Here is a 16229-nt window from a genome sequence, read left to right as displayed (position 1 = left end):
GGGATGGTTTTTTAATATGCAATACCTACTCGACTATTTTCATATATGTTTTTCTTACATAGATCCCATGCAAAGTGTGCTGTATCACCCACTGTAATTTTTGATCCACCCTCTGGCAATATATCTTTTTCAGTTCGATATACCTCTGTCGCCTCACCATCTATTAAATGTGTCGGACAAACAACTGTCCAACATAAATTATTACTATTACTTAGTACTTTATATGCAGCCAAATGATCTTCCGCTGCCGTTGTCGTTTTCCTTTTGGATTCCGTTGATTGAAAACGATATAAATTTAGATTTGTTCTTGCTTGTAAAATACCAGCTGTTCCTATTGTTATGATTCTACGAACCCCTTCTTCTTCCATTTGCTTAATGATTTGTGGCATACTCTTCCCTAATGTTCCATTTTGATCCGTTCCAAGTGCACTAATTACTATATCGCTTCCTTCTATCACTTTCTTTATATCATTTTCGTTCAATACATTACCTTCTATCACTCGTAGCCTTTCATGTTGTATTTCTATTCTATTTAAATCACGCGCTAATGCAGTCACTTCAGCTGAATCCTTTAATGCTAAATTAATTATGTTTGAACCTACTCGTCCTGTTGCTCCCAATATACATACTTTCATTTGTTTTCCCCCTCTTTCATTCTCTTTCTATTTTTCAATAATCTCAATAAATTTACAACAAAAAAGCTTCCTCATATATGAGAGGAAGCTTTATTATTACTTTATTTCTTTTCTTTAGAATCAGTAGACTTCTCGGTTCCGCTTGTTTCTTTATCCTTTTTATCCTCTTGTTGTGTTGTTGTGTCGTCTTCTTTCTTCTTGTCCTCACCTTTACTACAACCTACCATTAATAAAGAACTTGCAAGTGCCATAGCAGTTAATGATTTAACCCATTTGTTCATTTGCGTTTCCTCCTTGTGATAGAATATGTACAACCTCATATTACTCTCTATTTTTAAAGGAGAGATTGAAAAATAGTAAATATACGGTAAATTTTTGTAAATCTTCTGATAACAAATCCTAATTTTAATTTATATATTTCATTTCCAATCGATACACAATAAAACTAGTTTTTTCTCTCAATGGACGTAAAAAAACTAAGGCGCATACCATTTCGCCTTAGTTTCTCATGCAAACTTTTCATTTTCATATAGATGTGTAATCTTATATTCCTTCTTCATAACATATTGCCACACACTATAAGCGTAACGGTTCATTTTCAGGAAACAATTTTCCAAAAATGAGCGAAACTCTGGATTAGCAACTTCCACTGCAACTTGAGCAAACTTTAAAGCTAATCGTTTCAAGTGCGCAATATAACTGGTTGCAATATGAATATCCCCTGTATATTTACTAACTGTTTCCTTTTCCATTTCATGCAAATCAAACTCCGTTGTTTCACAGGTTATATGTTGCACATTCTCTCCTTCTTGAAAATTTACTTGTTCATTATATGCTTGTAACATATATGGTAAATGGTGCTGTAATAGATTTTTTAATTCTTCGTCTCTGACCTTTCCAGCATACTCTCCAACCTTGTATATTAGTATATAACTATATCTCATTAATTCTTTCATACAGTCCATTAAAGCGCCTCCCTTCTCTTTCGTCCATATACTATAAATATGATGCTAAAACATTCGCTATTCTTGCTAAAAACCAATCCCATCTACTAATTTTCTCAAAATCTTCTTCAGAAAATCGTTTTGATTTATGAAAGTCTACCTGTAATCGACTCCATACTTCATCAACAACGGTTTTATCATATATGATACAGTTAGACTCACAATTTAAATAAAAACTTCTATTATCAAAATTCGCTGTCCCAATATCAACAATTTCTCCATCAATAATTGTTACTTTCCCATGAAAAAATCCATTTCGATATTGATAAATCTCCGCTCCAGCATGTAACATATCTTTCAAATATGGATAGGCAGCTTGTTTTAACAATATGGCATCACTTTTAAATGGCACGAGAATTTTTACATTAACACCACGATTTAATGCAGCTTTTAACTCTTTCACCATTTCTTTACTTGGTACAAAATATGGTGTAGCGATAATTAAAGACTTTTTAGCCTGCTTTAATAGTGCTCCATATTTTTCCCATAAGCCTTTTCCATTTGAAAATAAATATTGATATTTCACATTCCCTAATGTAGGTATACTTTCATGTATAGGCATTTTTTCTCCTGTATCTTCTTTCCAATCTTCGGCGAACTTTCTTTCCATATCCGCTGCACCCTCACCATGGATGCGCACGTGATAATCACGCCATGGCCCAAACTTTGGATTTTGTCCAAGGTACTCCTTTCCGATATTAAAGCCACCGACGTATGATACCTTTCCATCTATCGTAACAATACGTCTATGATTTCGTTGATGCAAAGAATAGAACATATTTTTCAGTTTCGGTTTTTTACTAAATGTAAACTTCACACCGTTTTCTTTTAATCGGCTAATTACCTTTTTCTTCAGCTTATATCCGCCTACCCGATCGACTGACAATTTCACTTCTACTCCGCTAGATGCTTTTTTCTCTAATAACTGTAAAAACTCTTGGCTTATTTCATCTTTTCCTACAATATAAAAATGGATATATATATACTTTTCTGCATCGTTTATATCGTCAAATAATTTTCTATATAACTCTTCACCGTTCGTATATAGTTGAAATTCACCTAATCGAACTTGTCCTAATTCATATTCACTAGCCATTTCCTTCCCCATTTCCACATCGATGTTCATCCAAATGAATACACCTATTAAACAAAGGATTATAGCGAAAAAGTGCTTCATGGATAAATTCCTTTCTCCACTTACTGTTATTTCTATATCTTCCCTTTTTTATTACATTATCATTCAAGAAAATATGTCATTGCATGATATATGTCCATATCAAACAATAGCTCATTTGCATATTGTATGTTGTATCTTAAAATAAAAGGAGGAAATAACAATGGGCTTCGCACATGGTAATGGATTTGCGCTATTAGTCGTATTATTTATCCTCTTAATCATCGTCGGTGCTGCTTGCTTCTGCTAAGTAGCTACTGTCATATGATATGTGGATGAAAAAACTATAAAAGCGGACACCTATTTTAGGTGTCCGCTTTTCATTTTAAAACCATTTCCGACTGCTATAGTAACTTAAATGGCTAAATATTCATCTCAAAAGGTTAACAATGTGGCTACTTTCTTACTCTCTGCCTTACGTATATGACGCTGTTCTGCACGTAACACAGCAATACGATGTAATTCTTTCTCTTCTTCGGTTTCAGGGATAACACGCGGTACTGGAACTGGATTATTTTCCTTACTAAGTGCCACAAAAGTAACGAATGACGTTGCCGCTATACGCTTCTCACCTGAAATTAAATCTTCAGCCACTACCTTCACAAACACTTCCATCGAAGTTCTTCCCGTCCAAATTACGAAAGATTCATAACTAACACAATCTGAAGAACGAACAGGATGTAAGAAATCGACCCAGTCCATAGATGCTGTGACACATTCCTTTCTTGAATGTCTGGATGCTGAAATAGAAGCAACCATATCCATCTCCGCTAATATCTTCCCACCAAATAGCGTGTTATGATCATTTAAATCCGTTGGGAAGACTCGGCTCGTTTTGAACACCCTTGACTCATTGGCTGTTTTCCCCTTTACTTCTGTCATTGTTATCACCCCTTTAATGATCTATCCCTAATATTTCAATAATCACTATACTAAATGAACTACACGTTTAATATTAACAACATTCAGAACTTTTAGTCCACAAAAAAGAACCGATTTTATCAATCGGCTCCTCTAAATACATATTGTTCTTTCGGCTGTTCAACTTTATTCCATTTTGTTACTTCTAATACAGGAATATTCGCATGAAACGGCTGATAAAACTCAGTAGTTATCTCTCCTTCTACTTGAATCCAGTCATCATTATTCCACTCTACGCCTTCTGGTTTTTTCACTAACATACCATACACACCAGAATCTGCTACGCAATGTATAATACCGAAACGGAATAAGAAGTATTGTTCTTTTTTAGAAGAATCATCTCTAAAAACAAACCCTTTAAAAGATAATTTTTTCCCAGTAAACTCGCCAGGATAATTATAAATTGTTTCCATACCCTTTAGGAAGTCTTCATCTTTCAAATTAATATTGTCTTTCGTAACAAACTCTTTCTTCCCTTTTTCCATTACACCGCGGTATCCTTCTTTCCCGTAATAAATGCTCGTATCAGGTCTTAGGAATTGTCTTGTCATAAATGGATCCTTACTTTCTGCTTGTGCAACAGGAAAGTGAAAGCCCTTCGCTTTAACAATATCCGAATCTAGCGTCGCAATTGGGAAAAATAACCCTGAGATAATTGGAAAACAAAACAATGAGTACGAAAATGCTTTTTTCCACCATGTATTCTCATCTTTTGAATGATCATGCCCGCAATGGCTATGATCGCAACTGCAATCATTTTTCTCTTTTTCCTTTTGGTGCTCTTTTTGGAAAACGACGATAATTTGTATAATCGTTAAGAAACCTAAAATAATTGCTGCTGTTGTTGATAAATAGGCATACTTCATATTGATATACTTCGTAATGTTACCGGAAATATGCAGTTGCGCAATTAATATTGTAAAACCTAATAATATATATGCTCGAAACATAACCTACCACCCCATCGCATAAATGAGTAGTGAGCTTGCATAAACAACAAGAGTAACTGTAACTATAACAACAATTACAAATTTCGTTTTAAATGTCGCAAGCATCATAAACATATTTTTAATATCCACCATCGGTCCGTAAACGAGGAACGCGACAAGTGAAGCTGTTGAAAACGTACTTTGGAACGAAGAAGCGATAAATGCATCTGCCTCTGAACAAAGTGATAATATATAAGCAAGTCCCATCATAACAGCTGATGAAGAAAATGGGCCTTGTCCAATAGCAAGAAGTGTTGAAGTTTGTACAAACGTTTGTACCGCTGCTGCAATTAACGCACCTAGTACTAAATATTTTCCCATTGAGAAGAATTCCTCAACAGCGTGTGTACATACATCCCACATTTTTTTACGCAGTGGACGCTTATTATTCACTTCTGGGAAGTGATCATCTCTTAATTGATGTTCTTTAAACATAAAGGATAATATAATTCCAACGATAATGGCTACGATAATCGCTACAATAGAACGATACCATACCATGTGCATACTACTCCCAAAGGCAACATAAGTAGCAAATAATACAACTGGATTAATAATAGGTCCAGTTAACATAAATGCAATCCCTGCGTATGGTGGAACGCCTTTTCCAATTAATCGTCTTACAATCGGAACAATTCCACATTCACAACCTGGAAACAACATGCCTAAAAAAGTAGCTAATAAAACAGACAGAAATCGGTTCTTCGGCATCCATTTTGCCACCATATCTTCTGTCACAAACATTTGAATGAATCCTGAAATAAATACACCAATGAGCACAAACGGAAGTGCTTCGATTAATATGGAAATAAAAATTGTATTCATTTGCAGGAATGCTTTCGGTAATTGAAACAATTCCATGATGTATTTCCTCCAACTTTTCATTAACAATATGTAATTTTAACCCCATTTCATTAATTGGACAAGGTTTATATGACATACATACCCTTTATATACATTACATTGTACAAGTTATATTCTATTCAAAATTTGAGATTTCATAGCAAAAAAGCTGCTCTAGCGTAGTTATATAACTATGCTAGAGCAGCTTTCTTATCGTTAAAAGTAACGTTTCTTCCAAAAAACAAAAGCTAACGTGAAAGATAGTGTTACACATATGATGAGTACAATTACAAAACCGTGGGCTTCTCCTTCAAACGGAACCTTTACGTTCATTCCAAAGAAACTAGAAACCATCGTCGGTAAAGATAAAATGATCGTAATTGACGTTAACAGTTTCATAACACTATTTAAATTATTTGATATAACGGAGCTAAAAGTATTCATCATTCCACTTAAAATATGACTATATATTTCCGCCATTTCAATAGCCTGTTTATTTTCAATTAATACATCTTCTAATAAATCTTGATCGTCTTCATACATTTTTAAAAATGTACTATTACGCATTAACTTTTGAATTACAATTTTATTAGCCTTTAATGACGTTGTAAAGTATACTAAGCTTTTCTCAAGGCCTAATAATGTGAAAATCTCTTTATTTTTCATTGACTGATTTAATTGATGCTCTAAATCAATTGTTTTTCGATTTATTTGCTTTAAGTATCTTAAATAATAAGTAGAAATCGTATATAAGAGCTGAAGTGCAAAGCGCGTCTTCTTAAACGTATAAAATTCTTTAATACGTTGATTAATAAAACGTTCAAAAATTGGATTCTCTTCTAAGCAGATTGTAACAAAACAATCCGGCATCACAATCATACCTATTGGAATCGTGTCATAAATCGAATTTCCTTCTTCGTCATGTCTAACTGTCGGAATATCCACGATAATTAAAGTATTATTGTCTTCCTTTTCAATACGAGAGCGTTCTTCATCATCCAAAGGGTCTTTAATGAAATCTAAGTCTACATTTAAAGTTTGTACTAGATATTGAATTTCTTCTTCTGTTGGATGAAGTACATTAATCCAGCACCCCTTTTGCATTTCCTCAATCTCTTGTAGTTTTCCGTTTCGGTCTGTTAAATATATATTTAACATACTATCACCCCGATTCTTTTTACATGTAGGAATCTACCTCTCTTAAATCACAGTTTTTAAACCGCCATTCTCAGCATATGAAACATACGTTTAAATTTCAATAGAAAAATTATTTTGAAAACGTTTTTATAAGAAAAATATTATAAAGTGAAACTTTAATCAGTGGGAGCTTCATCCCCCCCACTGATTTTCAACCCTCACCAATCGGGCTTTTACGGACTGCCCGCCCCCAACCAAACTTCTTTTCTTTCGCTGAATTTTGAGATGAGGATCTTACTGCCCGTTAGAGCGGGATAAACATAGAAAAAGACAGAGTGCTCTCTGCCTTAAAAGCTTATGTTGCCTTTATAACATATTTAGAAAGCATCCACAAGTTAAACCCGACTGAAATCGTATAGCCCGCGTATGTTGAAATGATAAAACTTACATAATCGAAATACGGAAGCAATACAATATTTAAAACTATCTTCACAATAATTCCAATCACTAGTCCTAGCACCGTCTTCTGCTGTTGATTGATTCCTTGTAGCATAGCAGCCGTTACTGTAAAAAGAGAAAATAGTATGCAAGCAGGAGCATAATACTGTAAAATGATTCTCCCCATCTCTGGATCATTTCCAGCACCAAATAAAAGGGTATATACAGGCTTGGCTAACACCATCATTCCAATTGCCGCCGGTACCGTAATCGCTACTACTAATACATTTGTTCTCGTAAAATGTTTGTACAATAGCTTCGTATTTCCTGCTGTATAAGCTTTCGTCATCTCTGGTACGAGAGACATACTAAAAGCTGTCGCAACGGATACCGGGATAAGCACAACCATTTGAACAAGGCCAATTATCGCATTAATTTTTTCCGCTTCGCCTTGCATATACCCTATCTGTATAAGTAGTTTATTAATTGTAAATGTATCAATCGTCTGATACAACGGAATTGCTAAGCCTACTACAACAAAAGGAATAGAATATGTAAAGAGCTCCTTATAAAGTGAGAAAAAAGATTTCGTTGTTTGTGGTATACTTGCCATTTCTTTTTTCTTTAAGTGCCTTCTCCTTCTCATATAATACGCACTTAAAACAGTTAATCCACCTACAGCTCCCATAAAGGCACCGAACGTTGAAATACCAACTGCTAGTGAAACAGAAGCTTTTAAAACATATAAAACGACAAAGCTTCCTATTAAAATGGTTAAAACACGAAAAAATTGCTCTACAACTACACTTAATGCAGAAGGCCCCATCGATTGGAATCCTTGAAAGAAGCCCCTTAATAAACTCATTACTGGCACAAGTATTAACGCAAAACTTACAATTCGAATATTAGTAGTAACCGCTCCTACACTATTCCCCGTTTGATCATTCCCATCGATGACAAGTTTAGCTAAATGCGGAGCTAGCATATATAACGTAAAACACGAAATGACTCCCATTATAAACATAAACACGATTCCACTTTTCAACACTCTCTTAACCGTATGATAATCATTCAGTTGATCATATTTTGATACCATCTTTGAAACAGCTAGCGGTAATCCCATTGTTGCTATGCTGAGCATGATGGTATAAGGACGATATGCATATGTGTATAGAACGTAACCACTCGTACCGACCATCGCTGTAAATGGTATAACATATATAAACCCTAACATTTTTGATATCATCGTTGCCATCGTTAAAAATATCGTTCCACGTATAAACGGTGACCCTTTCATCACATTCCTCCGCTACGCTTTATTATTACACATTATGGACAACTCCTTTTCTTTAGAACCGAAACAAATAAAAAAGCCAATGAAAAATCATTGACTTTAACGCGCTGCTTTTTTCTTTTTGAAATACTTTAAACCAAAGTATAGAGCAATAAAAAGAACAGCTCCTATAATTATGTAATGTGTGTAATCAGATGCATACTCTTTAATTTGTCGCCAATTCCCACCAAGTTTTTCACCTAAGTATATAAATAGAATTGACCATGGAATGATCGCTACAACCGTATAAAGTGTAAATAGTTTTAATGGCATCTTAGCTAGTCCTGCTGGAATAGAGATCGCATGACGTACTACTGGGATAAAGCGCGCAGAAAATATTACGCCTGCTCCATAACGCTTAAACCAACCTTCCGCTATGTCTAAATGATGTTTATTAATAAGTAGATATTTCCCATATTTCTCTACAACCGGACGCCCTCCGTAGTATCCAAGCCAGTATAAAAAGATTTGCGCTAAAGTACCACCAATCGTTCCGGCGATAACTGCACCCACAAAACTAATTTTACCATTCGCTACTAAAAAGCCAGCATACGAAAGTACAATTTCACTCGGGATTACTTCAATCATTAAAGCAAGAGCTACTCCAAAGTAACCTAAGCTTGCAAAAAATTGCAATAACTGATCTATTATGTTTGCTAACATGTTCTTTTTTATCTCCTTTTTTCTTCACATACCATCCCATTATTACATAAAGGCTGCAATCTGCCAATATCTTCATTTTAACAATATGTACAATTCAAGCAGGATTAATCTATTAATTTCTCTTTCTGCGGGTCTTTCATGTAGGCAAACATCTCTTTAATTTGGTCTTCTGTATTTCTAGCAATTGATAAATTAGGCAATTCATTTTCACCAAAAAACTCCACCTCTTCTGTTTCAATGCTAGTTTTCTTTTCTCCACCAATAATCTCACATCCAATGAAAATCTTATATACATGCGTCGCCGATGGAGATGGTTGATGTTTTTCTTTATCAAATATAGCTAGTAACTTAAAATGATCTACCTCATAACCAGTCTCTTCGAAAACTTCTTTTGCTGCAACTTCGGTTGGCGTATAACCGACATCAGCCCATCCACCTGGCAATGCCCATTTCCCATCGCTTTTTTCTTTCACAAATAATAACTTTTCATTTTGAAAAACAACAGCTCTTATATCAACTTTAGGTGTTTGATAGCCTGTCTCACTTGCAAATAATTTCTCTACGACTTCCCAATCTGTTTTCGTGTAATGTGACATCATTGAAATAGAAATATCTCGTAATTGCTGGAAACGCTCAATATCATACACATCCTTAGAATACGTTAAACCCGCTTGAGCTATAGATTGTATTTGTTTTACCCAATCAATCCATTTAATCGTCATATATCCGCATCCCCATTCTCTATCAAATATATTACTTCATTTTCATTGATACATCTTTATTATACAAAAAAAAAGAGATTGATAACGTTTCAATCTCTTTCAAAATTAATCCAATTCATGTAAGTGGTCTTGTATATACTTTCTTCTCTTATTTATATATTCATAAATCATATCAGCCTCTTGATCAAATGTTTCTAATTTTTCTTTCATGTATGGATCTTGTAGTAAATATGGACGAATCAATTCACACAACCCTTCTACTTTCGGCCTCATAAACGAAACTGTAAATTGATCTTCTAATATTTCTTCTAAAATACTTCGATACTGCTTTCTAAATACAGGTATGTCTAGCAATCTTGCACTCAACGTATTATACCCTTGAATGCGAATATATTCATGATTAAGCGGTCTCCCTTGTACATCTCGCCCCCAAGTCGCATCATAATCCCACGGTATAACTTCAAATAAATTTGTTTCATCGTTATGATATAGTGCATAGTTATGAACAAAACCATCAAAGTTTTGCGTAAAAATAACTCCTGCTAACCATCGTAAATATTTATCTACATGTAGAAACTTCCCAATTTCTTTTTCATAGGCTTCCCTCGTCAAAGTATTCGCTTGAAATACAAATTCACTCAGTTGTTCTTCACTATTTTCATTCGAATATTTAAATTCATAACCCGCAAAGAGCTCTGTCTTAACATCTTTATCTCGTTCACTCATTAATGAAAAATTCGCATCATCATCTATCGCATAATAAATAGAACCACTCGGTAATCCTCTATTTTTTAAAAAATTTTCATCAACCGATTCTAACTGTAAGTACACACCTTGAATTTGACCATTAATTTTTATAAATACATGTTGTGATTTTGGCGAAAGTACACCAATATCATGAAAAAAATCTAAAGATAATTTATTTCTTATGAGAGACGGATCCATAAACTCCGAATTCAAATGAAACTCTTTCGCACCTTGAAATTTTTTAGGCTTATAAAACATAACATGATAAGACTTTTTCTCAAATTCCCGAATATGAGCTCCTCGGTATACGATATCAATATCATACTTCTTTTTTCCATAAGTTAATTTTGCTGGCACTGGACTATCTGACCAAATGTCCTTTTTCAATTCCACTAAGTACATTGGATGAACAAAAAAATCATATGAAGGCAGCATGTTTTCTCATCCCTTCTCAGTTCTCTTCATTCAATGTATGCGCCTTGTCTTGTCCATACATCCGCAATCATCTATTTATATAAAATTACACTCTTGTCCTGTTCAGAAAGATGCCTACATACATATCATGTTAAGGAAAAAGAATACCTTTTCACTTTAATACATGATAAGGAGGATTTCTATGAAACGTGATATTAGAAAAGCTGTCGAAGAAATCAAAAGTGCTGGGATGGAGGATTTCTTACACCAAGATCCAAGTACTTTTGAATGCGATGATGATTGCACTACAAAAATAGAGTGTAACGAAGATTGTAAATGCCCAAGAACAAGATGTACTCGCGTGAAACATTGTACGTTCGTTACAAAATGTACTCACGTTAAAAAGTGGACATTTGTTACAAAATGTACTCGTGTTCGCGTGCAAAAATGGACGTTCGTTACGAAAGTAACGCGTAGAAAAGAATGCGTTTTAGTTACAAAACGTACTCGTAGAAAGCATTGTACATTCGTTACAAAATGTGTACGCTTTGAAAAGAAATTTTACTGGACTAAACGATGTTACTGTAAAAAATGCGAATTCTTCCCTAATGGACACGGTGGCTCTTGCGACGATTCGTGTGATGACGGAAAGAAATGGAACGATTGCAAAGATGGCAGACATAAATTCCCATCTTGCAAAAATAAGAAATTCGATCACTTCTGGTATAAAAAACGTAACTGCTAGTTTTTATACCACCCAAAAAAAGGCCGTTTTGCGGCCTTTTTTACATTTATTGAAAGTGACTTATATCTGCAAATTGTTTCACTTTACCAATACCCTCTTCAAATTCTATTATGCTCAAACTGGCACTATGCATAAATGGATCATCCCACACATTTTCTATTTCAATTCCCGCGAAATGCCCTACAAGTAATTTTGCTGCTGCCGCATGAGACACAATCAATATATTTTGTCCTTTATGCATCTCTAAAAGAAGCTGCATCCCTTCAATTACTCTTTCATAAACGGCCTCAAAATTTTCGCCTGATGTTGACTGAAAAAGATGTGGCTCATTCCAAAACAGATGTACTTCTTCTGGAAATTGCTTTTCTATATCCGCGATTGTTTGTCCTTCCCATATACCCATGTTGATTTCATAGAAATGCTCATCCGCTATAATGGGTATATCACGTTCCCCCTTTATTAACTCTGCCGTATGAAGTGTTCTTTCGCTCGGACTACTATAGATCGCATGGATTGGTAAATCTTTCATTCGATTTCCTAATTGTTTCGCCTGAACTATACCATTTTCAGTTAAAGCAGAATTTTTCCGTCCCTGCATTCGCTTCGCTACATCCCACTCTGTTTCACCATGCCTTGTTACATATATAGTTGTTTTCATTTCTTACTCCCCCTCACCATGTTGGTCGTAATTCCCACGGTTCAACTCTCCCTACAATCCACTCCGCTCGTTTACTTTCAATCCTTTTTATAATTCCATCAGCTATCTCTTGATGAGTAAGCCACCTTCCATATGTATCTTCTAAAATAAAACCTAAAATAATTCTATGATAAATACATCGCGTACTCCCTATTTTTTGTGCAGGCATACGTGATGCTTTACTACCTAAAATATGAAATAAACTCTATGTTTTAGACGACAAATCTAGTTCTTTACAAATATTTGATAGTGCATGCTTTGCACTTGTGTGTACCCATGCAACAACTAATGTGATCGGGCCATTTTTCTTAATTGTACTTTTAATAGCTAGCTTTACATCTTCATCATTATGATAATCTAACGAAAGGCATGTAATATTTTCTGGTGCAGAACTCATTCGCTTAACATTTTTTAATTTCACTTCATCTCGTCCAATAATAGAAACATAAAATCCTTTCTCACAAAGCCACATAGAAACTTTCTTTAGCATTCCTGTCCCACCAATTACAAGTGCATGCAAATGCTATCCCTCCCTAATAAAATGTCATATGAGGTTTCTCATCTCTATAATAATTTAAACGGTCTTGCAGTGTCCCTGAGTGAAACTCAAATTTATGACCGTCAGGATCAACAAAGTATATAGATTCGCAATCTCTTACATCACGTTCTCTTCCTTGTAAAATATGAACATCATTTTCTTCTAATCGCTGTATTAGACATTTAAAGTCTTCTTGTTCAACAGAAAATGCAATGTGCGTATAAGATTGATGAATCTCATTTCTCGGAATATGCGTCTCTTCATTAAGCGCTATCCATACTCCACATATGTTAAAATAAGCTAATTTTCTTCCTTTAACTAATAATTCTCCTTCTAATACTTTTTCATAAAACATAATAGAGTTTTCTAAATTAGATACCGAAAAACAAATATGATTGATTCCTCTTAACAACTATAATTCCTCCTTATACAAATAAAAGATGAGCGAAAATTCACTCATCTTTTATTATACTATTTTTTTGTAATATATGCCCATTTATAACTGAAGTCCCCGCCAAACGTATGGTTAGCAATGCCTTTTACAAATGGCTTCTCTAAATAAGCTGTACTTTGTTGGTACGTAGGAGAAATTGCTGCGTCTTGACCAATTAAGATTTTTTCAGCTTCCGCAAGTGCATTCCAGCGTGCTTTATCATCTTTTAATAGCTCTCCTTTTGATTTCGCTACTAAATCATCATACTTCGGATTAGAATAATCCATTTCATTAAATGAGCTTCCAGTAACAAACATATCAATATAAGTCATTGGATCCGGATAATCAGGGCTCCATGCAGATAATGAGAATTCATATTGGAATTTCTTTTCTAAATCTAGCTTCTGCTTGTATGGTTGCTGTTTCAAATTCACTTTAATACCAGGCAAGTTTTTCTCTAGTTCTTCCTTAATAAAGTCGCCTACTTTTTTACGGCTACCGTTATCATCGTTTAGTAATTCAACCGTAATTGTATCTTGACCAAGCTCTTTCTTCGCTTCTTCCCATAATTTTTTTGCTTTCTCTGCGTTATCTTTACTATCACGGAAGTTTTTATTTACAGAGCGGAAATCTTTTCCATCCGGACCTGTCGTGAATTTTTCAGGTACTAAGAAATATGCTGGCAATGAACCGTCATTTAAAATGACATCAGCAATTCCTTTTTTATCGTATGCTAAATCAATCGCTTCACGTACTTTTTGGTTTTTAAATGTTGCATTTTTTTGGTTAAAACGTAAGAAATATATGCGCGGGTCTAACTTCGTTTTAAATTCATCTGGTTTATTCTTTTTATATTTATCAACAAATTCAGAAGTTAAAATAACTCGATCTGCTTGATCACTATCATATAAATTTACTCCCGTGCTTGTTTCCTTCACAATACTTACATTAATTTCGTCTAACTTTACAGTATCTTTATCCCAATAATTAGGATTTTTCTTTAACTGATAATTTTGTTCATGTTTCCATTGACTCATTGTAAATGGTCCATTATATACTAATTTATCTGCTTCTAATCCGTATTTATCTCCTTGCTCTTTCACATATTTTTCATTTAATGGGAAAAATATAGGGAACGACGTAAGCTCAAGAAAATAAGGTGCTGGTTGCTCTAATTCTACTACCAACGTTTTATCATCCTTCGCTTTAACACCCAGTTGATCTAATGGTAATTCTCCTTTATTTACTTTCTGTGCATTTTTCACATCAAATAAAATGAATGCATATTCTGCCGCTGTTGCTTTATCTAATGTACGTTGCCATGCATATACAAAATCTTGTGCTCGAACTGGATCACCATTTGACCATTTCGCATCACGTAATTCAAATGTATATGTCTTTTTATCTTCACTAATCTTCACATCTTTTGCCATACCTGGTGTTGGTTTATTATCTTTATCTAGACGATATAAACCTTCCATTGCATTTACAAATACACGGAAAGATACAGAATCCGTTGATTTAGATGTATCCATTGAAGGAATTTCAGCTGTTTCTAGCAAATTTAAAACTTGTTTATCGGCCATTCCCTTATTCGATTCTTTCTTCGTTGTCGAAGCCTTCTCACCATTCCCACACCCTGCAACCAATACACTCGTCGTTAACGCAAGTGCAGCAATTGTTGTTGTCTTTCTCTTCATTCTTCCTTCCCCCAATCTATATGTATAAGTTAAATCCTATATAATATATTTTATTATACAAAAGATTCTGATTATTTTAAATATTTATTTTAACAAACATAGAAAAAAGCGATCGGAAATTTCTTTCCAGCCGCTTTCTTGAATAGCATTTACTTGTAATCCATCCTCTATATCAAATGGATTTTGAACTTTAAATATTTCTTCCATTAGCTTCAAAAACTCTTCTTCAGTTTTAGATTCACCATTAACCATAAATGAGTATGGTTCCACTTCACCTAATTTATAATCGACAACAAATTGAATCTTCACCTTTTGTCTTGGCGTTCCGGTGTTATATCCTTGGAATTCTACTAATTCTAACCCTTCCGTTCCACGATAATATATCCAACCTGAATTTTGAAAATAATTTTCGAAAGATTCACCTATTGAAAAGAAAGGATATTCATAAAGCGAGCTTGTACGAACCTTTTGAATAACGTCTCGATCAGTCGGAAAAAAGAAATGACTAAAAAATATGCTAGCAACTGCTAAAATAGTAACAATTGTCGCTCCCATTTTGCTCGTTCCGCCGCTATCATTGATTAGATAGTTTTCAACTGATTTATCTTTTATTTCTCTTGCTTTTATTCGGTATATACGTCTTTCCGCAAATTGATAGTACAATCCATTTGCAAAAATCCCCATTCCAAACAGAATAAAAATGAGTAATAAAAACGTAAGAGGCACCATATTAATGATTGGCAACGCTACATTAAATCCCATATAATACGAAAATGCATCACACGCTACTAATAACAACATAAATAAAGCAGCTGGTACATAATACTTACGATATCCTAGCCAGCCTATATTGAAAATAGCAGCCCAACCATTCCAGCTCCACCTAGCAATCCGCTTATTCTCAAGCTCCCATTTCCTTTTGTAATACGGATATTGTCTCCCTACATATACTTCTAGTTCTTTATCTATTAACGAGCTACCTTCATCTTGTTCATTATCCAAGTTTCGCTGACAACTTGCACAATTTAACTGTTCCTCCTCGCAAGGTTGCCCACAATTTATACATTTCAAAACAATCCCTCTTCCCATCCATACG

At 34.4% G+C, this 16229-nt stretch carries 18 protein-coding genes and 1 pseudogene; 2 read left to right on the top strand and 17 right to left on the bottom strand.

Going from position 1 to position 16229, the window contains the following annotated elements; all coding sequences use genetic code 11:
• Positions 1–11: 11 nt before the first annotated feature.
• From ACXKY9_RS09350 to cls, 4 genes are all read right to left on the bottom strand, one after another.
• Positions 12–635, bottom strand: coding sequence for an NAD(P)-dependent oxidoreductase (locus ACXKY9_RS09350; protein WP_000861653.1), 624 nt, complete (start codon positions 633–635; stop codon positions 12–14).
• A gap of 101 nt (positions 636–736) precedes the next feature.
• Positions 737–916, bottom strand: a complete 180-nt coding sequence (locus tag ACXKY9_RS09345) for a hypothetical protein (protein ID WP_001045960.1) — start codon at positions 914–916, stop codon at positions 737–739.
• A 225-nt stretch (positions 917–1141) separates the two neighbouring features.
• Complete coding sequence (locus ACXKY9_RS09340) at positions 1142–1600, bottom strand: spore coat protein (RefSeq protein ID WP_000340535.1); 459 nt, start codon at positions 1598–1600, stop codon at positions 1142–1144.
• Between the two features lie 31 nt (positions 1601–1631).
• Complete coding sequence (cls, locus tag ACXKY9_RS09335) at positions 1632–2816, bottom strand: cardiolipin synthase (protein WP_002004934.1); 1185 nt, start codon at positions 2814–2816, stop codon at positions 1632–1634.
• Between the two features lie 160 nt (positions 2817–2976).
• Between cls and ACXKY9_RS09330 the strand changes: the two genes are divergently transcribed.
• Positions 2977–3063 carry a YjcZ family sporulation protein gene (locus ACXKY9_RS09330; RefSeq protein WP_000505094.1) on the top strand — a complete coding sequence of 29 codons (87 nt, stop codon included), beginning with the start codon at positions 2977–2979 and terminating at the stop codon, positions 3061–3063.
• Positions 3064–3188: 125 nt separating this feature from the next.
• On the opposite strand, the gene ACXKY9_RS09325 is transcribed toward ACXKY9_RS09330, so the two are convergent.
• The 8 genes from ACXKY9_RS09325 to cotH form a co-directional block, all read right to left on the bottom strand.
• Positions 3189–3695 (bottom strand): acyl-CoA thioesterase, encoded by a 507-nt coding sequence (locus ACXKY9_RS09325; protein WP_000141164.1) that lies wholly within the window; start codon positions 3693–3695, stop codon positions 3189–3191.
• Between the two features lie 119 nt (positions 3696–3814).
• A complete protein-coding gene (locus ACXKY9_RS09320; protein ID WP_000488043.1) occupies positions 3815–4684 on the bottom strand; it encodes a TIGR03943 family putative permease subunit in 870 nt (289 codons plus the stop codon).
• Between the two features lie 3 nt (positions 4685–4687).
• Positions 4688–5584, bottom strand: a complete 897-nt coding sequence (locus ACXKY9_RS09315; RefSeq protein WP_000418716.1) for a permease — start codon at positions 5582–5584, stop codon at positions 4688–4690.
• Positions 5585–5782: 198 nt separating this feature from the next.
• Complete coding sequence (locus ACXKY9_RS09310) at positions 5783–6724, bottom strand: magnesium transporter CorA family protein (protein ID WP_000932389.1); 942 nt, start codon at positions 6722–6724, stop codon at positions 5783–5785.
• Positions 6725–7058: 334 nt separating this feature from the next.
• Positions 7059–8438: a putative polysaccharide biosynthesis protein gene (locus tag ACXKY9_RS09305; RefSeq protein WP_000678847.1), complete on the bottom strand. Its 1380-nt coding sequence runs from the start codon at positions 8436–8438 to the stop codon at positions 7059–7061.
• Between the two features lie 96 nt (positions 8439–8534).
• Positions 8535–9137 (bottom strand): undecaprenyl phosphate transporter UptA, encoded by a 603-nt coding sequence (gene uptA / locus ACXKY9_RS09300; protein ID WP_000880691.1) that lies wholly within the window; start codon positions 9135–9137, stop codon positions 8535–8537.
• Between the two features lie 104 nt (positions 9138–9241).
• The gene (locus tag ACXKY9_RS09295; RefSeq protein ID WP_000153584.1) at positions 9242–9859 is read right to left on the bottom strand and encodes an NUDIX hydrolase N-terminal domain-containing protein; all 618 of its coding nucleotides are present in this window, start codon (positions 9857–9859) and stop codon (positions 9242–9244) included.
• Between the two features lie 105 nt (positions 9860–9964).
• Complete coding sequence (gene cotH, locus ACXKY9_RS09290; protein WP_000937997.1) at positions 9965–11041, bottom strand: spore coat protein CotH; 1077 nt, start codon at positions 11039–11041, stop codon at positions 9965–9967.
• Between the two features lie 181 nt (positions 11042–11222).
• Between cotH and exsB the strand changes: the two genes are divergently transcribed.
• Entirely contained in the window at positions 11223–11765 is a 543-nt protein-coding gene (gene exsB, locus ACXKY9_RS09285; RefSeq protein ID WP_000817485.1) for an exosporium protein ExsB, read from the top strand.
• A 46-nt stretch (positions 11766–11811) separates the two neighbouring features.
• Here the strand turns inward: exsB and ACXKY9_RS09280 are convergent, their stop codons facing one another.
• The 5 genes and pseudogenes from ACXKY9_RS09280 to ACXKY9_RS09260 form a co-directional block, all read right to left on the bottom strand.
• Positions 11812–12423: a phosphoserine phosphatase 1 gene (locus ACXKY9_RS09280; RefSeq protein ID WP_000858822.1), complete on the bottom strand. Its 612-nt coding sequence runs from the start codon at positions 12421–12423 to the stop codon at positions 11812–11814.
• Positions 12424–12436: 13 nt separating this feature from the next.
• A pseudogene (locus ACXKY9_RS09275) lies at positions 12437–12982 on the bottom strand (short-chain dehydrogenase).
• Between the two features lie 13 nt (positions 12983–12995).
• Positions 12996–13412, bottom strand: a complete 417-nt coding sequence (gene fosB, locus ACXKY9_RS09270) for a FosBx1 family fosfomycin resistance bacillithiol transferase (RefSeq protein WP_000943769.1) — start codon at positions 13410–13412, stop codon at positions 12996–12998.
• A gap of 59 nt (positions 13413–13471) precedes the next feature.
• Entirely contained in the window at positions 13472–15133 is a 1662-nt protein-coding gene (locus ACXKY9_RS09265; protein WP_000824280.1) for a peptide ABC transporter substrate-binding protein, read from the bottom strand.
• 84 nt (positions 15134–15217) lie between these two features.
• A complete protein-coding gene (locus tag ACXKY9_RS09260; RefSeq protein ID WP_002196418.1) occupies positions 15218–16222 on the bottom strand; it encodes a DUF2628 domain-containing protein in 1005 nt (334 codons plus the stop codon).
• Between the last annotated feature and the right edge of the window lie 7 nt (positions 16223–16229).

The organism is Bacillus sp. 2175, assembly GCF_057812155.1.
This window is presented reverse-complemented; position numbering and strand designations above follow the sequence as displayed.

Excerpts from the sequence above, each read along its gene's own strand:
- ACXKY9_RS09350 (WP_000861653.1), bottom strand. The coding sequence starts at position 635 with ATGAAAGTATGTATATTGGGAGCAACAGGACGAGTAGGTTCAAACATA.
- ACXKY9_RS09345 (WP_001045960.1), bottom strand. The coding sequence starts at position 916 with ATGAACAAATGGGTTAAATCATTAACTGCTATGGCACTTGCAAGTTCT.
- ACXKY9_RS09340 (WP_000340535.1), bottom strand. The coding sequence starts at position 1,600 with ATGGACTGTATGAAAGAATTAATGAGATATAGTTATATACTAATATAC.
- cls (WP_002004934.1), bottom strand. The coding sequence starts at position 2,816 with ATGAAGCACTTTTTCGCTATAATCCTTTGTTTAATAGGTGTATTCATT.
- ACXKY9_RS09330 (WP_000505094.1), top strand. The coding sequence starts at position 2,977 with ATGGGCTTCGCACATGGTAATGGATTTGCGCTATTAGTCGTATTATTT.
- ACXKY9_RS09325 (WP_000141164.1), bottom strand. The coding sequence starts at position 3,695 with ATGACAGAAGTAAAGGGGAAAACAGCCAATGAGTCAAGGGTGTTCAAA.
- ACXKY9_RS09320 (WP_000488043.1), bottom strand. The coding sequence starts at position 4,684 with ATGTTTCGAGCATATATATTATTAGGTTTTACAATATTAATTGCGCAA.
- ACXKY9_RS09315 (WP_000418716.1), bottom strand. The coding sequence starts at position 5,584 with ATGGAATTGTTTCAATTACCGAAAGCATTCCTGCAAATGAATACAATT.
- ACXKY9_RS09310 (WP_000932389.1), bottom strand. The coding sequence starts at position 6,724 with ATGTTAAATATATATTTAACAGACCGAAACGGAAAACTACAAGAGATT.
- ACXKY9_RS09305 (WP_000678847.1), bottom strand. The coding sequence starts at position 8,438 with ATGAAAGGGTCACCGTTTATACGTGGAACGATATTTTTAACGATGGCA.
- uptA (WP_000880691.1), bottom strand. The coding sequence starts at position 9,137 with ATGTTAGCAAACATAATAGATCAGTTATTGCAATTTTTTGCAAGCTTA.
- ACXKY9_RS09295 (WP_000153584.1), bottom strand. The coding sequence starts at position 9,859 with ATGACGATTAAATGGATTGATTGGGTAAAACAAATACAATCTATAGCT.
- cotH (WP_000937997.1), bottom strand. The coding sequence starts at position 11,041 with ATGCTGCCTTCATATGATTTTTTTGTTCATCCAATGTACTTAGTGGAA.
- exsB (WP_000817485.1), top strand. The coding sequence starts at position 11,223 with ATGAAACGTGATATTAGAAAAGCTGTCGAAGAAATCAAAAGTGCTGGG.
- ACXKY9_RS09280 (WP_000858822.1), bottom strand. The coding sequence starts at position 12,423 with ATGAAAACAACTATATATGTAACAAGGCATGGTGAAACAGAGTGGGAT.
- ACXKY9_RS09265 (WP_000824280.1), bottom strand. The coding sequence starts at position 15,133 with ATGAAGAGAAAGACAACAACAATTGCTGCACTTGCGTTAACGACGAGT.
- ACXKY9_RS09260 (WP_002196418.1), bottom strand. The coding sequence starts at position 16,222 with ATGGGAAGAGGGATTGTTTTGAAATGTATAAATTGTGGGCAACCTTGC.